This window comes from Cellulosimicrobium cellulans (assembly GCF_042723955.1).
Lineage (GTDB): Bacteria > Actinomycetota > Actinomycetes > Actinomycetales > Cellulomonadaceae > Cellulosimicrobium > Cellulosimicrobium cellulans_H.
In genome coordinates this window covers 5,427-19,021 of sequence record NZ_JBHXIC010000072.1, presented here as the reverse complement: position 1 = coordinate 19,021, position 13,595 = coordinate 5,427, and the positions used below count along the sequence as shown (strand labels likewise).

Sequence of the window (13,595 nt, the reverse complement as noted above, 5' to 3'; positions counted from 1 at the left end):
GGGTGCCGCGGCCGGGGGCCGCGCCCGCGGGGGCGTCCCCCCCGCGCCGCCCCCCCGACAGGGCGTTGGCCGCGGCGGGGGCCCCCAACGCGTCCGACGTTCCGGCCGACGTGACCCTCACGACCGCGTTCGGCTCGCGCACGGTCGCGGACGTCCAGCCCGGCAAGGCCGCCTACCAGTCGTTCGCGACGCGTGCGACGTCGGTCGAGGCCGGTGAGGTCACGGTCTCCGCGACCGCGACGGTCGACGGCGAGGAGGTGACGAGCGAGGTCGTCGTCGAGCACGACGCGCACACATGCGGGTGACCTCCCGCGCGTGAGCACCACCTCCTGACCGCGTGAGCCGCCCCGGCCCCGCGACGGCTGCGTCCGACCAGCCGGCGGGACCGGGGCGGCTCGTGCGTCCCGAGCAGCCGCGCCGCGGGAGGCGGACGAGACCGCGCTCAGGTGGCCGCGAGGACTGCGGCGCCCCGCCGGAGGGCGAGCACGACGGCGCCGGCGACGAAGTAGTCCTCGTCGACCTCCCGCCGTGCCTCCCGGACCGCCCTGCGCAGATCCTCGGCGCGGGCGGCCAGGGTGCGCAGCGCCTCCTCGTCGGCGGGCTCGGTGCCGACGGAGCGCAGGGCGGTCGCGTAGGCGTCGAGCGCACGGGCCGCGAGCGGGCGCAGGCGGGCTCCCAGTGCCAGGTCGTCGCGCCCCTCGCGCTCCCAGTCGACGAGAAGCCGGACGAGCGACCCCACGACGTCCGCCGACACCTCCAGCTCCTGCGCGCGCCGCACCTGAGAGACCGCCCAGTCCCGGTGCCGACGCAGGCGGATGTTCGCCCGCGCGGCCTCGCGCGTGCGCGAGACGGCGTCGCGCGCGCGGGCGAGCGTCGGCTCCACCTCGCGGCGGCGCTCCTCCCACTCCTCCGCGGACGGCGGCCGCTCCCCGTCGAGCCCGTCCGCGAGCGCCTCGACCTGGTCGACGAGCGTGTCGCGCAGCCCGTCGAGCGCCTCCTCGGTCGGCGTGAGCGGCAACGGTGGGACCAGGAGGTTGATCACCACGCCGATGGCCGCACCGACGACGACGAGCCCCGCGTACGCGCCGACGAACTCGACCTTGGCCGCGTTGCCGATGATGAGGACGAACAGCGCCGACGTCACGGCCCACGTGCCCATCTCGCCGAAGCGACGCCACCCCGAGCACAGGAGCGCGAGCCCGACGACGAGCGCGACGGACAGCGCGCTCGGGAAGAGGACGAGGTCGACGCCGCGCGCGATGGCCGCGCCGACGAGGATCGCGAGGATCGCCTGGGTGGACTCGCGGACCGAGCGCGCGAGCGTGCTCGTCGTCGCGACGACGGCGCCCAGCGGCGCGTAGTAGGGGTAGTCGGAGAACGGCTCGGGCGCGAGCACGCCCACGAACCACGCGACGGCGGCGGCGACCGCGCCCTTGACCGCGAGCGACCACCGTGGGTGGCGCACCCACTGCCGCTGCGCGGCCGCCACGGCGCGACGCGCGCGCGCCCCGGCCTCGACCGACCGCCCGCCGCGTCGGCTCCCGCCCGCCGTCCCGTCCTCGCTCACCACGGGAACGAGGGTGCCGCGCACCCCCGGTGCCCGCACGCCCACGGAGGACGCTCGACGCCTCCCGACGCTCGCGCGGCGTCCGACGCTGCCGCGTCCGGTGCGCCGGAGAACCGGCTCGGCGTGTGAGCGGGCAGTGCCGGTGCTTCACTGACGGCGTCGGTGCAGCCAGCCGCCGACGCCGTCGAGCACCACGGTGGCGTCGCGCACCCCTGCCGTCCCCCGTGGCTCCCACGAGGAGGCAGATGATGGTCCGTCGACGCGGCGCGGCAGCCGCAGGAACGAGCATGGTGGTGGCCGCCCTGGCCCTCACGGGCTGTGCCCAGGGCACGGGTGACGACGGCGCGGACGCCGACTTCTCGGCCGACGAGGCGCCGTCCGGCGAGCTCTCGGTCATGGGGTTCGGGACCGGGGACGAGATCGGCGAGGTGCGGTACGACCGCGCCGTGCAGGACCTCGAGGGCGTCGACGTGCGCCTGTCCGAGGGCGAGCTCGACATCCAGGCCTTCCTCTCGGCCGTGGCGTCGGGCAACCCGCCCGACCTCGTCTACGCCAACCGCGACCAGATCGGGACGTTCGCGTCGCGCGACGCGATCCTCCCGCTCGACGAGTGCGTCGACGCCGAGAGCGTCGACATGGACGCGTTCGTCGACACGGCGGTCGAGCAGGTGACCTTCGACGGCAGCGTGTACGGGATCCCCGAGTTCAACCAGGTCCAGGTGACGATGGCGAACGCCGACCTGCTGTCGGCGGCGGGGCTCACGATCGAGGACGTCAACGGTTCCGACCGTGACGCGGTCACCGCGGCGAACGAGGCGCTGATGCAGACCGACGGCGGGACGCTGAGCGTCATCGGGTTCGACTCCAAGCTTCCGGAGTTCCTCCCGCTGTGGTCCAAGTCGGTCGGGGCGGACCTGCTGTCCGAGGACGGCCGGACGGCGCAGCTCGACGCGCCCGAGGTCGTCGAGTCGCTCGAGTGGGCGGTCGGCATCTACGACGCGCAGGGCGGGTTCCCGGCGGTCAAGACGTACCGCGACTCCGCCGACTTCTTCGGCGCCGGCAACCAGTTCGCGACGGGCGTGCTCGGCGCGATGCCGATGGAGCAGTGGTACATCAACGTGCTCAACGAGTCGTCGCCCGACGCGGCCATGGCGTTCGACGCCGTGCGCACGCCCGACGGCGACGCGATCGCCTTCGCCTCGGGCTCGGCCTGGGCCGTGCCGCGCGGGAGCGAGAACCCCGCCGCGGCGTGCCGCTTCGCGCGTCTCATGACCGAGACGGACGCGTGGGTGCAGGCGGCGCAGGCGCGCGCCGACGCGCGCGCCCAGGACGGGCTCGTGTTCACGGGCGTCCTCACCGGCAACGAGGACGCGGACGAGCAGATCCGCGAGGACCTCGTGCCCGACGACGCGCCGCAGCCGTGGAAGGACGCGATCGACGCCATGTACGAGGCGAACGACGCGACGTTCGCGCTGCCCGCCAACCCCGCGGACAACGAGTTCGAGACCGCGTGGCAGGACGCCGTGAACCGCGTCCTCAACGGCCAGCAGGAGCCCGCCGACGCCCTCGCACAGGCTCAGGACGAGGCCCAGAAGGCGCTCGACGACGCCTGGGCGCAGTGGGACGAGGAGGGCTGAGGTGGCGGCAGCGGACGTCGCACCGAGCCTGCCGACCCCTCCCCCGGCGTCGGACGGTCCCCGCGCGGTCCCGGGCGGTCGCCGCCCGCGCCTGAGCGCGTCCGCGCGTCGGGAGCGCAACGCGGCGCTGCGCTTCATCAGCCCGTGGATCGTCGGGTTCCTCGTCTTCACGGCGTGGCCCATCGTGTACAGCGCCTACCTGTCGTTCACGGACTACGACGTCATCAACGACCCGACGTTCGTCGGGCTGGACAACTACCGCGAGATGGCGCAGGACCCGAAGGTCGCGCTCTCGCTGTGGAACACGCTCGTGTACACGGTCGTCCAGGTGCCGCTGTACACCGTGGTGGGGCTCGCGCTCGCCCTGCTGCTCAACCAGGCGGGCCGGTCCGCGGGGTTCTTCCGCACGGCGTTCTTCATCCCGAAGATGACGCCGCCGGTGGCCGTCGGCGTGCTGCTCCTGCTGCTGTTCAACGGCCAGTACGGGATCGTCAACGAGGTCCTGTCGTGGTTCGGCATCCAGGGCCCGTCGTGGACCACCGACCAGAACTGGATCAAGCCCGGGCTCGTGCTCATCAGCCTGTGGACCGTCGGGGCGGCCGTCATCATCCTGCTCGCAGCGCTGCGCAACGTCCCGAACGACCTGTACGACGCCGCACGCGTCGACGGCGCCGGGTTCTGGCGCCGCACGCGTGCCGTGACCGTGCCGATGATCAGCGGCGCGCTGTTCTTCGTCGTCGTCATCAACACGATCGCCGGGTTCCAGATGTTCACCGAGGCGTACTCGGCCTACTTCGGCGCCGGGAACTCGACCTACCGCAACGACGCCGCCCTGTTCTACGTCATCTACCTCTTCCAGGAGGGCTTTCAGGAGCTCCACATGGGGTACGCCTCGGCGCTCGCGTGGCTGCTGTTCGTCGTGATCATGCTCGTCACGCTCGTCCAGCTCCTCGTGTCCCGACGGCTCGTCTACTACGAGGGGGAGCAGCGATGACGACCGCACCTTCCTTCCCCCGCCCCGCCGTGAGCGGCCCGGGCGCCGCGCCGGACCCGACGACGGGTGCGCCCGAGGCGCAGGGTCCGCCGCCCCCTGCGCCGACTCGCGGTGCCGGGCGCGGACCGCGCCGCCGGTGGCTGCGCGCGGTCGTGCTCGGCGCGCTCGTGCTCGCCACGGTCGCGTTCGTGTACCCGCTGCTGTGGCTGCTGTCCGCGTCGTTCAAGCCGCGCGCCGAGGTGTTCGACAACCGGCTCGTGCCGCGCACGTTCACGCTCGACAACTACGTGACCGTCTGGCAGGAGGCGCCGCTCGCGCTGTGGCTCGGCAACACCGTCGTCGTCACCGTGCTGGCCGCGGGGCTCGTCACGGTGTCGAGCGCGCTCGTCGCCTGGGGCTTCGCGTTCTTCCGCTTCCGCGGCCGGGGCGCCCTGTTCGGCCTCGTCCTCGCGACCATGATGCTGCCCGGTGCCGTGACGATGATCCCGACGTTCCTCATCTGGAACCAGCTCGGTCTCGTGGGCACGAACGTGCCGCTGTGGGCGGGCAACCTCTTCGCGAGCGCGTTCTACGTGTTCCTGCTGCGGCAGTTCTTCCTCAGCCTGCCGCGCGAACCGTTCGAGGCCGCGCGCCTCGACGGCGCGAACAACTGGCAGATGTTCTGGCGCATCGCGGTGCCGCTGTGCCGGCCCGCCCTCGTCCTGACGCTCCTCTTCGAGGCCCAGGCGGCGTGGACCGACCTCATGCGCCCGCTCATCTACCTGCAGGACTCCTCGACCTTCACCATCCCGCGCGGGCTCAAGGCGCTCATCGACCAGTTCGGCCCGGGCGGCGAGTCGCAGTGGGAGGTCGTGGTCACGGCCTCCGTCATCACGACCCTCCCCATGATCCTCCTCTTCTTCCTCGGCCAGCGGCACTTCGTCGAGGGGGTGGCGACGACGGGGAGCAAGGGCTGAGCAGGCGCACGGCACCACCATCGACGGAAGGACGGCACCACCATGCGAGCACTCACCTGGCAGGGACGCGAGAAGGTCAGCGTCGAGGACGTGGCGGACCCGCGGATCGAGCAGCCGACGGACGCGGTCGTCCGCGTCACGTCGACCGCGATCTGCGGCTCCGACCTGCACCTGTACGGGGTGCTCGGGATGTTCCTCGACGCGGGCGACGTCCTGGGCCACGAGGCGATGGGCGTCGTCGAGGAGGTCGGCCCGGAGGCCGGCAACCTCCGCGTCGGCGACCGCGTCGTGATCCCGTTCAACATCGCGTGCGGGCACTGCTGGATGTGCGAGCGCGGCCTGCAGACCCAGTGCGAGACGACGCAGGTCCGGTCCCAGGACAAGGGCGCCGCGCTCTTCGGGTACACCAAGCTCTACGGCCAGGTCCCCGGCGGCCAGGCGCAGTACCTGCGCGTGCCGCAGGCCCAGTACGGCCCCGTCGTCGTGCCCGACGACGGGTCGCCGGACGAGCGGTACCTCTACCTCTCGGACGTCCTGCCCACCGCGTGGCAGGCCGTCGAGTACGCCGACGTCCCGCCCGGCGGCACGGTCGTGGTCCTCGGCCTCGGCCCCATCGGACAGATGTCCGCCCGGATCGCGCTCCACCGCGGGGCGGCGCGCGTCGTGGGCGTCGACCTCGTCCCGGAGCGGCGCGCGATGGCCGAGCGCCACGGCGTCGAGACCCTCGACCCGTCCGCCGTCGACGACCTCGCCGCGGCCGTGCGCGACCTCACGGCGGGCCGCGGCGCGGACTCCGTGATCGACGCGGTCGGCATGGAGGCGCACGGCTCCCCGCTCGCCGAGGCCACGCAGAAGGTGGTCGGCGTCCTGCCCGACGCGATCGCGGCCCCGCTCACCGAGCGCGCGGCGACCGACCGCCTCGCGGCCCTCTACACCGCGTTCGACCTCGTGCGCCGCGGCGGGACGGTGTCCGTCTCGGGCGTCTACGGCGGCGCGAAGGACCCCCTGCCGATGATGCAGCTCTTCGACAAGCAGGTGACGCTGCGCATGGGCCAGGCGAACGTGCGGAGGTGGACCGACGACGTCCTCCCCCTCGCCGCCGACGTCTCCGACCCGCTCGGCGTCCTCGACCTGCGCACGCACCGGCTCCCGCTCGAGTCCGCGCCGGACGCGTACCGCACGTTCCAGCGCAAGGAGGACGGCTGCATCAAGGTCGTGCTCGACCCGTGGGCCTGACCACCGTCGACGCGGTCGTCGTCGGCGCGGGGCCCAACGGCCTCGTCGCCGCGAACGCGCTCGCCGACGCCGGCTGGGACGTGCTCGTCCTGGAGGCGCAGGAGACGTACGGCGGCGCGGTCCGCTCCGCCGAGGTCGCCGCGCCGGGGTTCGAGACGGACCTCTTCAGCGCGTTCTACCCGCTCGCCGCCGGGTCGCCCGTCATCCGCGGGCTGCATTTGGAGGATCACGGGCTGTCGTGGTCGCGCGCCCCCGACGCCCTGGCCCACGTGCTCGACGACGGTCACGCCGCCGTCCTGCACGAGCGCGCCGAGGACACGGCCGCCGGGCTGGAGGAGTTCGCACCCGGGGACGGGGACGCGTGGCTCGAGCTCGCCGCGGGCTGGGACCGCGTGCGCGACCCGCTGCTCGACGCGCTCTTCAGCCCGCTCCCGGCGACGGGACCGGTGCTGCGCGTGCTGCGGCGCCTGGGAGCGGCAGGGAGCCTCGACCTCGCGCGCCTCGCCGTGCTGCCCGTGCGCCGCCTCGCCGACGAGTCGTTCCGTGGCGAGGGCGGCGGGCTGCTCCTCACCGGCAACGCGATGCACGCCGACGTCCCGCCCGACGCCGCGGGCAGCGGCGTGTTCGGCTGGTTGCTCGCCATGCTCGGCCAGGACGTGGGCTTCCCCGTCCCGACGGGCGGTGCGGGCCGGCTCCCGGACGCGCTCGTGGCGCGGCTGCGCGCCCGCGGAGGCGACGTCGTCACGGGTGCGCGGGTCGAGAAGGTCCACGTGGTGCGCGGGCGCGCGGTCGGCGTGAGCACGACCGACGGCCGGCACGTGCGGGCGCGCCACGCCGTGCTGGCCGACGTGAGCGCGCCCGCGCTCTACCTCGACCTCGTGGGCGCGGACCTGTTGCCCCCGCGCCTCGTGCGCGACCTCGGCCGGTTCCAGTGGGACCACCCCACGGTCAAGGTGAGCTGGGCGGTCGACCGGCCGATCCCGTGGACCGCGCCCGGCGCCCGGTCGGCCGGGACGGTGCACCTCGGGGTCGACCGGGCGGGCTTCGTCGACGTCGCGGCGGCGCTCTCGCGCGGCGACCTCCCCGACCCGCCCTTCCTCGTGCTCGGGCAGATGACGACCTCCGACGCGTCGCGCTCCCCCGCCGGGACCGAGTCGGCCTGGGCGTACACGCACGTGCCCCACGGCGTGCGCTGGACGCGCGAGGCCGTCACGGAGGCGGTGCGGCGCGTCGAGGACACGGTCGAGCGCGCCGCGCCCGGGTTCGCCGACGCCGTGGCCGGCCGGTTCGTGCAGACCCCGGCCGACCTCGAGGCCGCCGACGCCAACCTCACGGACGGGGCGATCAACGGTGGCACGTCGGCCGTCCACCAGGAGCTGTTCCTGCGGCCGACGCCGGGCCTCGGCCGGCCGGAGACGCCTGTCGCCTCGCTCTACCTGGCGAGCGCGTCCGCGCACCCTGGCGGTGGGGTGCACGGCGCGTGCGGCTGGAACGCGGCGCGCGCCGCGCTCGCCGCCGCGGGCACGCGCGGGGCGCTCCGGCGCGCGCTCGTGCGGACAGCGTGGGCGCGCCTCCTGCGCGAGCCCTGACGCCCGCCGGCGGCGGTGGACCGCCGACCCGTCGACGGCCCGCAGGCGCAGGACCCGCTACGGGTTCCGGCGCTCGGCCAGGAACGCGAGCCGGCGCAGCGTCTCGACGTTGCGCGGGCCGATCACCGCGCTGCGCACGGGCCGCGGGACGAGGGTCCCCGGCCCTTTCTCCGCGTCCTCGACGATGCGCACGACGCACCCGTCGGCGGTGGGCGCGACCTCGATCCGGACGCGGGCCTCCCCGGCGGGCCAGCCGCGCGCCTGGAGATCGATCCCCCGGTCCGGCTCCCACGCGCGCACGACCGTCTCGTCGTCGAGCAGCGCGGGCCAGATCCCGACCGAGTGGAGGATCCGCGACCCCGGCGCGGGCCACGCGTCGTCCACGGCGCGCACGCGCGCCGTGCCGACGACCCACGTCGAGTAGGACCACCCGTCCGCGAGCACGCCGAGCACCGCGTCCGGGGGGCATCCGACGGCTCGTGTGACGGTCACCATGAGGCGACGCTAGTCCCGTGCCCGGCACTGGCAACCGCTCGCGGTCGAGGCGCGAGTGCGCGCGTGCTCGCGCCGTCCGACGTAGCGTGAAAAGTCCTCGCGACGACGCGAGGAGACCTCAGGAAGGGGCTCGCACCATGGGCATCGCCAGCTTTCCGCAGGAGTTCGCGGAGCGCGCCGCGACGATCCTCGACCACGGCCTCGAGGTCAGCGTGACGATGCGCCAGGCGGGCGTCAGCGTGCGGGCGGGCAGCAGCTCCGACGCCGCCGCGCGGTGCGACCAGGCCGAGGCGCTCGACGACGCGGGTCCGTGCGTGGACGCGATGGACGCCGGTTCGCGGCTCGTCGTCTCGGTCGACGAGGCCGCGCACTGGGAGCAGTGGTCGCGCCAGGCCCGCACGGAGGGCTTCGTCTCCGCCGCGGCCGTCCCGGCGGCCGTCGCCGACGACGTCGCCGTCGCGCTCAACCTCTACTCCCGCACCCCCGACCCCTGGACCGCCGAGCTCCTCACCGCGGCCGACTCGTTCGCCCAGCTGGTCGCGTCCGCGGTGCGGCTGCGCCTCGAGCTCGCCGACCTCGAGGACTCGACCGCGGGGTTCTACCGCGACATGTCGGACGCCGTCGCCACGGAACGCGCCGTCGGCGCGATCATGCAGACGAACCAGTGCTCCGCCGAGGAGGCGCGCCGCATCATCGAGTCGGCCTCGCGGCACCGGAACGTGAGCCCGCGCGAGGTCGCGGAGCAGCTGCTCCGCGCGCTCGTCGTGTCGGAACCCTCCGAGGACGAGCAGGGCGCGTGACGCGCACGCGTCACGTCCCGTCGTCCCCCGCGTCGAACACCTGGCGGTAGAGGCGTCCGGCCTCGTCGACGACCTGCGGGTCCACCGACGCCGCGGGCACGACGTCCACGAGGAGCGGCTCGCAGTCGGGCCCGCGGCCCGCGACCTGACCGGTGAGCAGCCACGGGAAGCGCTCGGGCGTCATGAGGTGGGCGTACTGGCAGAGCTGACGCGCGACCCAGTGCTCGACGGGGCGGTCCCACCACGGCTCGGGGTTCATCGGGTTGACGCTCAGGCCCGGCAGCAGGCAGCCGCTCTCGTGGTCGCGGCTCACGGTCGACCGGTCCTGGTCGGGCCCGCCGCTGAACCGCACGTAGAGGGGGTGCACGACCGCGACGAGCTCGGCGACCTCCGCGAGGCTCCGGAGGCGGGGCAGGGCGTCGAGCGCGCTCGTCTCCTCGGGCATCGGGACCTCCTGACAGGCGTGGCTGCGTGCCGGTCGGCCCCTTCTCGACTCGCCGTGACGGCGTCCGCCCACCCCGGACCGCCTCCGTCCCCGCCAGGCTACGAGCGCCCGGAGGTGCAGGCACCCCGGGGCCTGCGAGCGTCGCGGCGCCGTGCGACCGTGGCAGGACCGCGTCGCCCGAGCGCGGTCCGAGCATCGAGCACCGACCGAGGAGGCCGACATGAGCGAGAACGACGAGCGCGGCTACGACCCCGCCGAGGACCCCGACGCCGACCCCCGGTCGCTCAACCCACGCGAGGGGCGCCAGGCGCGCGGGGCGGGATCGGACGACGACACCGACACCGACACGGACGCCGAGCCCGGGAACGTCAACCCGCGCACCGGCGGCGAGGCGTCCGGCGACGCCTGACGCACGAACGGGGGCCCGGGTGCGCCGCACCCGGGCCCTCGTCGTGCCGTCGTCGGTGCGGTCCCTCAGTCCTTGTGGAGGGCGTCCTTGACGGCGCCCTTGGCCTTGTCGAGCGTCGACGGCTTGCCGGTCGTGCCGTGGAACCGCTCGTCGGGCGTCGTGGGCGGCGGCATCGGCACGCCCGCCGGAGGCTCGGCGACGTAGGTGAACTCGCCCTTGCCGTCCGGGGTCGGGCCGCTCGCCCAGCGTCCCTCGGACGCGTGCTCGCCGTCGGAGAAGTTGATGTACTGGTACGCCACGTCGCGGTCCTCCTTCGAGAGCGGGAACGTGCTGGGCACGGGCAGCTCCTCGACGCCCTCGTCGCGCAGCTCCTGCGCGGCGGCGAGCCACTGGTTCTGGTGCATCGTGTCGCGCGCGAGCAGGAAGGCGAGGAGGTCCTTGACGCCCGCGTCGTCGGTCATGTGGTAGAGCCGAGCGACCTGGATCCGGCCCTGCATCTCGGCGTTCGCGTTCGCCGTGAAGTCGGCGAGCAGGTTGCCGCTCGCGGTCACGTAGCCCGCCGACCAGGGGTTGCCGTTCGAGTCGACCGGCCGGGCGCCCGCGCCCGCGACGATCGCCTGCTGCGGGTCCGTCCCGCCGACGATCGCGGCCACGGTCGGGTCGTCCTGCACCGCGCCCTCGACGAGGCCGACGGGAGCCTTCTCCAGGAGCTGCGCGATCATCGTCGCCAGCATCTCGACGTGCCCGAACTCCTCGGCACCGATGCCGTAGAGCAGGTCGCGGTACTTGCCGGGGAGGTGGGCGTTCCAGGACTGGAAGCCGTACTGCATGGCGACGGTGATCTCGCCGTACTGCCCGCCCAGCACCTCCTGGAGCTTGCGGGCGTAGACGGCGTCCGGCCGGTCGGGCGTGGCCTGGTGCTGGAGCTCTTGACGGTGGAAGAACATGGTCTCTCCCTCGGGGAGGTCGGCCCCTCCGCACCGAGTGCACGGGAGGACCACGGCACGCGCCCCGTTCTCGACGCGTCGAGCGTCCCCCCAGCGTGGGGCGGCCCGGACCCGGTCGCATCTGGGGCGGGCCGCTCCCTGGCGACCGCTGCTCAGGCGACCCGTGTACCGAGCTCCGGCCGGCGCAGCACCGCGACGATCGCGGCCCGCGCGTCGGCGGGCGCCTGCTCCCCCGCGCGCACGACGAGCGCGGCGACCGTGCGCACGGGCACGTTGTGGTCGTTCGAGGTGCGGCGCAGCAGCGCGAAGGCCTCGTCGACGCTCGCCCCGACGGCGAGCATGACCATGCCCTTGGCCTGCTCGATGATCCCGCGGGTCTGCGCCGCGGCTCGGATCTGCGCGCCCGCCTCCTGCGCCGCGCGGCTGCCGACGTACGCGGTGACGTCGACCGCCCAGCCGCTGAGCTCGACGACCGCGCCCGTCGCGGGGTCACGTCGCACCTGACCGGTGGCGACGACGGTGCGCTCGTCCCCGCTCGCGGAGACGATCCGGTGCGGCAGGGAGAACGGGGCGCCGTCGGTCGTCGCCGCCGCGAACACCCGCGTCGCGCGGTCGAGGTCCTCGGGGTGCTTGTGCGCGAGCGCGAGGGCCGTCGTCGGCACCACCTCGCCCGGCGCGAACCCGTGCAGGGCGAACATGTCCGGGGACCACCACCACTCCTCGCGCACGAGGTCGTAGCGGTACTCGCCGAACGGGTGGTCGTCCGCCAGCGCGCGGACGCGCTGGGAGTCGTGGTCGGTGCTCATGGGTGTCTGCCTCGTCGACGAGACGGTCGCGGGCCACGTCCTGACCCGGAGCGACGACCGTAGCCCGTGCACACCCGCAGCGCAGGGCGAGCCGGTGCGCGCACCGGTCCGAAGTTCACCCGCCGCCGGAGGGCGGCGCGCGGGCGGAGACCCTAGCGTGGTTCCCGTCGCACGGCAGCCGGTGAAGAAGACCGCCGCACGCCTGCCTCGCGACGAACCGCCCTCGTCCCGGCCCGCCAGGACGAGGGCGACGTGCGTCCGGGGGTCCGGGGGTCCGCGCGCTCGCGCGCGAGCATCGGCGATCATGCCTACGGTCGACGCAGGGCTTCGAGAACGGGAGCGCGACGACCTGAGGAGCGCCCATGTCCGAGCCCCGCAGCATCCCGGCCCGTGCCGACGACGCCGACTCCCCCGTGCTCCTGCGCCTGGCGCGGCGGCTGGAGGAGGCGACGGCGCTCGACGACCTCTCCGGCGCCGTCCGCGGCGTGGCGCTCGCCGTCGTCCCGTCGCACGGCCGGCTCCGCGAGGAGCTCCACGGCCGCTCGCTGGGCCACGCGCTCCACGCGACCCTCACCGACGTCCCGGTCGGCCTGTGGACCAGCGCCGCGGTGCTCGACCTCGTCGGTGGCGCCCGGAGCGCCCCTGCGGCGCAGCGCCTCGTCGGGCTCGGCGTGCTGGCCGTCGCGCCGACGGCCCTCACCGGGCTCGCCGACTACCTCGACGTCGACCGGCGCGCCCGGCGCGTCGGGGCCGTGCACGCGGCGCTCAACACGGGAGTCTCGCTGCTCTACGGCACGTCGTGGCTGCTGCGCCGCGGCGGGCGGCACCGGTCCGGAGTCGCGGTCTCGATGCTCGGCTACGCCGTCGCCGGTGCCAGCGCATTCCTGGGCGGCCACCTCGCCCAGGCGCTGCGGGAGCCGCCCGCGGAGGTCGCGCTCGGCGACGACGACGCCCCGGACCTGCCGTGACCGCCGCACGCCCCGCGCGACCGCCGGTGGACCGTGGCGCCGCCCTCGTGACCGGCGCCACGAGCGGGATCGGACGCGCGCTCGCGGTCGAGCTCGCGCGCCGGGGGAACGACGTGCTCGTGGTCGCGGACCGTGACGTCGACCCCAACGTGCGCGACCTGGCCGCGCACGGTGGCGCGCACGAGGGGCTGACGGTCGACCTGGCGACGCCCCGCGGGGTCGAGGCGACCGCCCGGCGCGCACGCGAGCTCGGCGTCTCGACCGTCGTCCTCAACGCGGGCGTCGGCGTGCACGGCGCGTACGCGCGCACCCCGCTGGAGGCGCAGCTGCGGCTCGTTGACCTCAACGTGCGCTCGATCGCCCACCTGACGCACCTGCTGCTGCCCGACCTTCTCTCCGAGGGAAGCGGCCGGCTGCTCGTCACGGCGTCGGTCGCGGGAGAGATGCCCGCACCGCACTTCGCGACCTATGCCGCGTCGAAGGCGTTCCTCCGCTCCTTCGCGTGGTCGCTGCGCGGCGAGCTCGCCGGGACGGGCGTCACGGTCACCGCGCTCCTGCCGGGACCGACGCGCACGCCGTTCTTCCGGGAGGCCGGGATGGAGCGCACCCACGTGGGGCGCCTCCCCAAGCCCAGCGCCGCCGCGGTGGCGCGGCAGGGCGGGGCGGCCCCCGGCAACCGCCGGGCCGCGGGGGGGCCCCGGGGCGCCGCCCGTGTGTCTCACGAGGGAGCGACAGATTCGCCCCAC

Annotated in this window: 15 protein-coding genes; 10 read left to right on the top strand and 5 right to left on the bottom strand. The window is 74.8% G+C overall.

The features are described from left to right. Positions 1-110: 110 nt before the first annotated feature. Positions 111-305, top strand: coding sequence for a hypothetical protein (locus ACFWH7_RS16515; RefSeq protein WP_378217974.1), 195 nt, complete (start codon positions 111-113; stop codon positions 303-305). A 137-nt stretch (positions 306-442) separates the two neighbouring features. Here the strand turns inward: ACFWH7_RS16515 and ACFWH7_RS16510 are convergent, their stop codons facing one another. Beyond that, complete coding sequence (locus ACFWH7_RS16510; protein ID WP_378217972.1) at positions 443-1,570, bottom strand: aromatic acid exporter family protein; 1,128 nt, start codon at positions 1,568-1,570, stop codon at positions 443-445. A 245-nt stretch (positions 1,571-1,815) separates the two neighbouring features. Here ACFWH7_RS16510 and ACFWH7_RS16505 point away from each other — a divergent pair, with 245 nt between their 5' ends. Genes ACFWH7_RS16505 through ACFWH7_RS16485 form a run of 5 tightly spaced genes read left to right on the top strand, consistent with a single transcriptional unit; the run spans position 1,816 to position 7,979 of the window. Further along, on the top strand, positions 1,816-3,204 hold the full coding sequence (locus ACFWH7_RS16505; protein ID WP_378217970.1) for an ABC transporter substrate-binding protein: 1,389 nt from the start codon (positions 1,816-1,818) through the stop codon (positions 3,202-3,204). A 1-nt stretch (position 3,205) separates the two neighbouring features. Beyond that, positions 3,206-4,198, top strand: a complete 993-nt coding sequence (locus ACFWH7_RS16500) for a carbohydrate ABC transporter permease (RefSeq protein WP_378217968.1) — start codon at positions 3,206-3,208, stop codon at positions 4,196-4,198. Continuing rightward, entirely contained in the window at positions 4,195-5,154 is a 960-nt protein-coding gene (locus ACFWH7_RS16495; RefSeq protein WP_378217966.1) for a carbohydrate ABC transporter permease, read from the top strand. The genes ACFWH7_RS16500 and ACFWH7_RS16495 overlap by 4 nt, the downstream gene beginning before the upstream one ends. A gap of 42 nt (positions 5,155-5,196) precedes the next feature. Beyond that, positions 5,197-6,390, top strand: coding sequence for a zinc-dependent alcohol dehydrogenase (locus tag ACFWH7_RS16490; protein ID WP_378217964.1), 1,194 nt, complete (start codon positions 5,197-5,199; stop codon positions 6,388-6,390). Further along, positions 6,381-7,979 carry a phytoene desaturase family protein gene (locus tag ACFWH7_RS16485; RefSeq protein ID WP_378217962.1) on the top strand — a complete coding sequence of 533 codons (1,599 nt, stop codon included), beginning with the start codon at positions 6,381-6,383 and terminating at the stop codon, positions 7,977-7,979. Before ACFWH7_RS16490 ends, ACFWH7_RS16485 begins: the two co-directional genes overlap by 10 nt. Before the next feature lie 57 nt (positions 7,980-8,036). Here the strand turns inward: ACFWH7_RS16485 and ACFWH7_RS16480 are convergent, their stop codons facing one another. After that, positions 8,037-8,474: an SRPBCC family protein gene (locus tag ACFWH7_RS16480; protein WP_378217960.1), complete on the bottom strand. Its 438-nt coding sequence runs from the start codon at positions 8,472-8,474 to the stop codon at positions 8,037-8,039. A 137-nt stretch (positions 8,475-8,611) separates the two neighbouring features. On the opposite strand from ACFWH7_RS16480, the gene ACFWH7_RS16475 reads away from it, so the two are divergent. Further along, positions 8,612-9,274, top strand: a complete 663-nt coding sequence (locus tag ACFWH7_RS16475; RefSeq protein ID WP_378217958.1) for an ANTAR domain-containing protein — start codon at positions 8,612-8,614, stop codon at positions 9,272-9,274. Positions 9,275-9,284: 10 nt separating this feature from the next. Here the strand turns inward: ACFWH7_RS16475 and ACFWH7_RS16470 are convergent, their stop codons facing one another. After that, on the bottom strand, positions 9,285-9,719 hold the full coding sequence (locus ACFWH7_RS16470; protein ID WP_378217956.1) for a DUF6098 family protein: 435 nt from the start codon (positions 9,717-9,719) through the stop codon (positions 9,285-9,287). Positions 9,720-9,939: 220 nt separating this feature from the next. Here ACFWH7_RS16470 and ACFWH7_RS16465 point away from each other — a divergent pair, with 220 nt between their 5' ends. After that, on the top strand, positions 9,940-10,128 hold the full coding sequence (locus ACFWH7_RS16465) for a hypothetical protein (RefSeq protein WP_378217953.1): 189 nt from the start codon (positions 9,940-9,942) through the stop codon (positions 10,126-10,128). Positions 10,129-10,193: 65 nt separating this feature from the next. On the opposite strand, the gene ACFWH7_RS16460 is transcribed toward ACFWH7_RS16465, so the two are convergent. Both ACFWH7_RS16460 and ACFWH7_RS16455 read right to left on the bottom strand, forming a co-directional pair. Further along, positions 10,194-11,075 carry a manganese catalase gene (locus ACFWH7_RS16460; RefSeq protein WP_378217951.1) on the bottom strand — a complete coding sequence of 294 codons (882 nt, stop codon included), beginning with the start codon at positions 11,073-11,075 and terminating at the stop codon, positions 10,194-10,196. A gap of 152 nt (positions 11,076-11,227) precedes the next feature. Beyond that, positions 11,228-11,881, bottom strand: coding sequence for a PAS and ANTAR domain-containing protein (locus tag ACFWH7_RS16455; RefSeq protein WP_378217949.1), 654 nt, complete (start codon positions 11,879-11,881; stop codon positions 11,228-11,230). Between the two features lie 362 nt (positions 11,882-12,243). Between ACFWH7_RS16455 and ACFWH7_RS16450 the strand changes: the two genes are divergently transcribed. Both ACFWH7_RS16450 and ACFWH7_RS16445 read left to right on the top strand, forming a co-directional pair. Continuing rightward, entirely contained in the window at positions 12,244-12,849 is a 606-nt protein-coding gene (locus ACFWH7_RS16450) for a DUF2231 domain-containing protein (RefSeq protein ID WP_378217947.1), read from the top strand. Continuing rightward, the coding region (locus ACFWH7_RS16445; protein WP_378217945.1) for an SDR family NAD(P)-dependent oxidoreductase at positions 12,846-13,595 on the top strand (750 nt) is incomplete at its 3' end. The genes ACFWH7_RS16450 and ACFWH7_RS16445, both read left to right, overlap by 4 nt.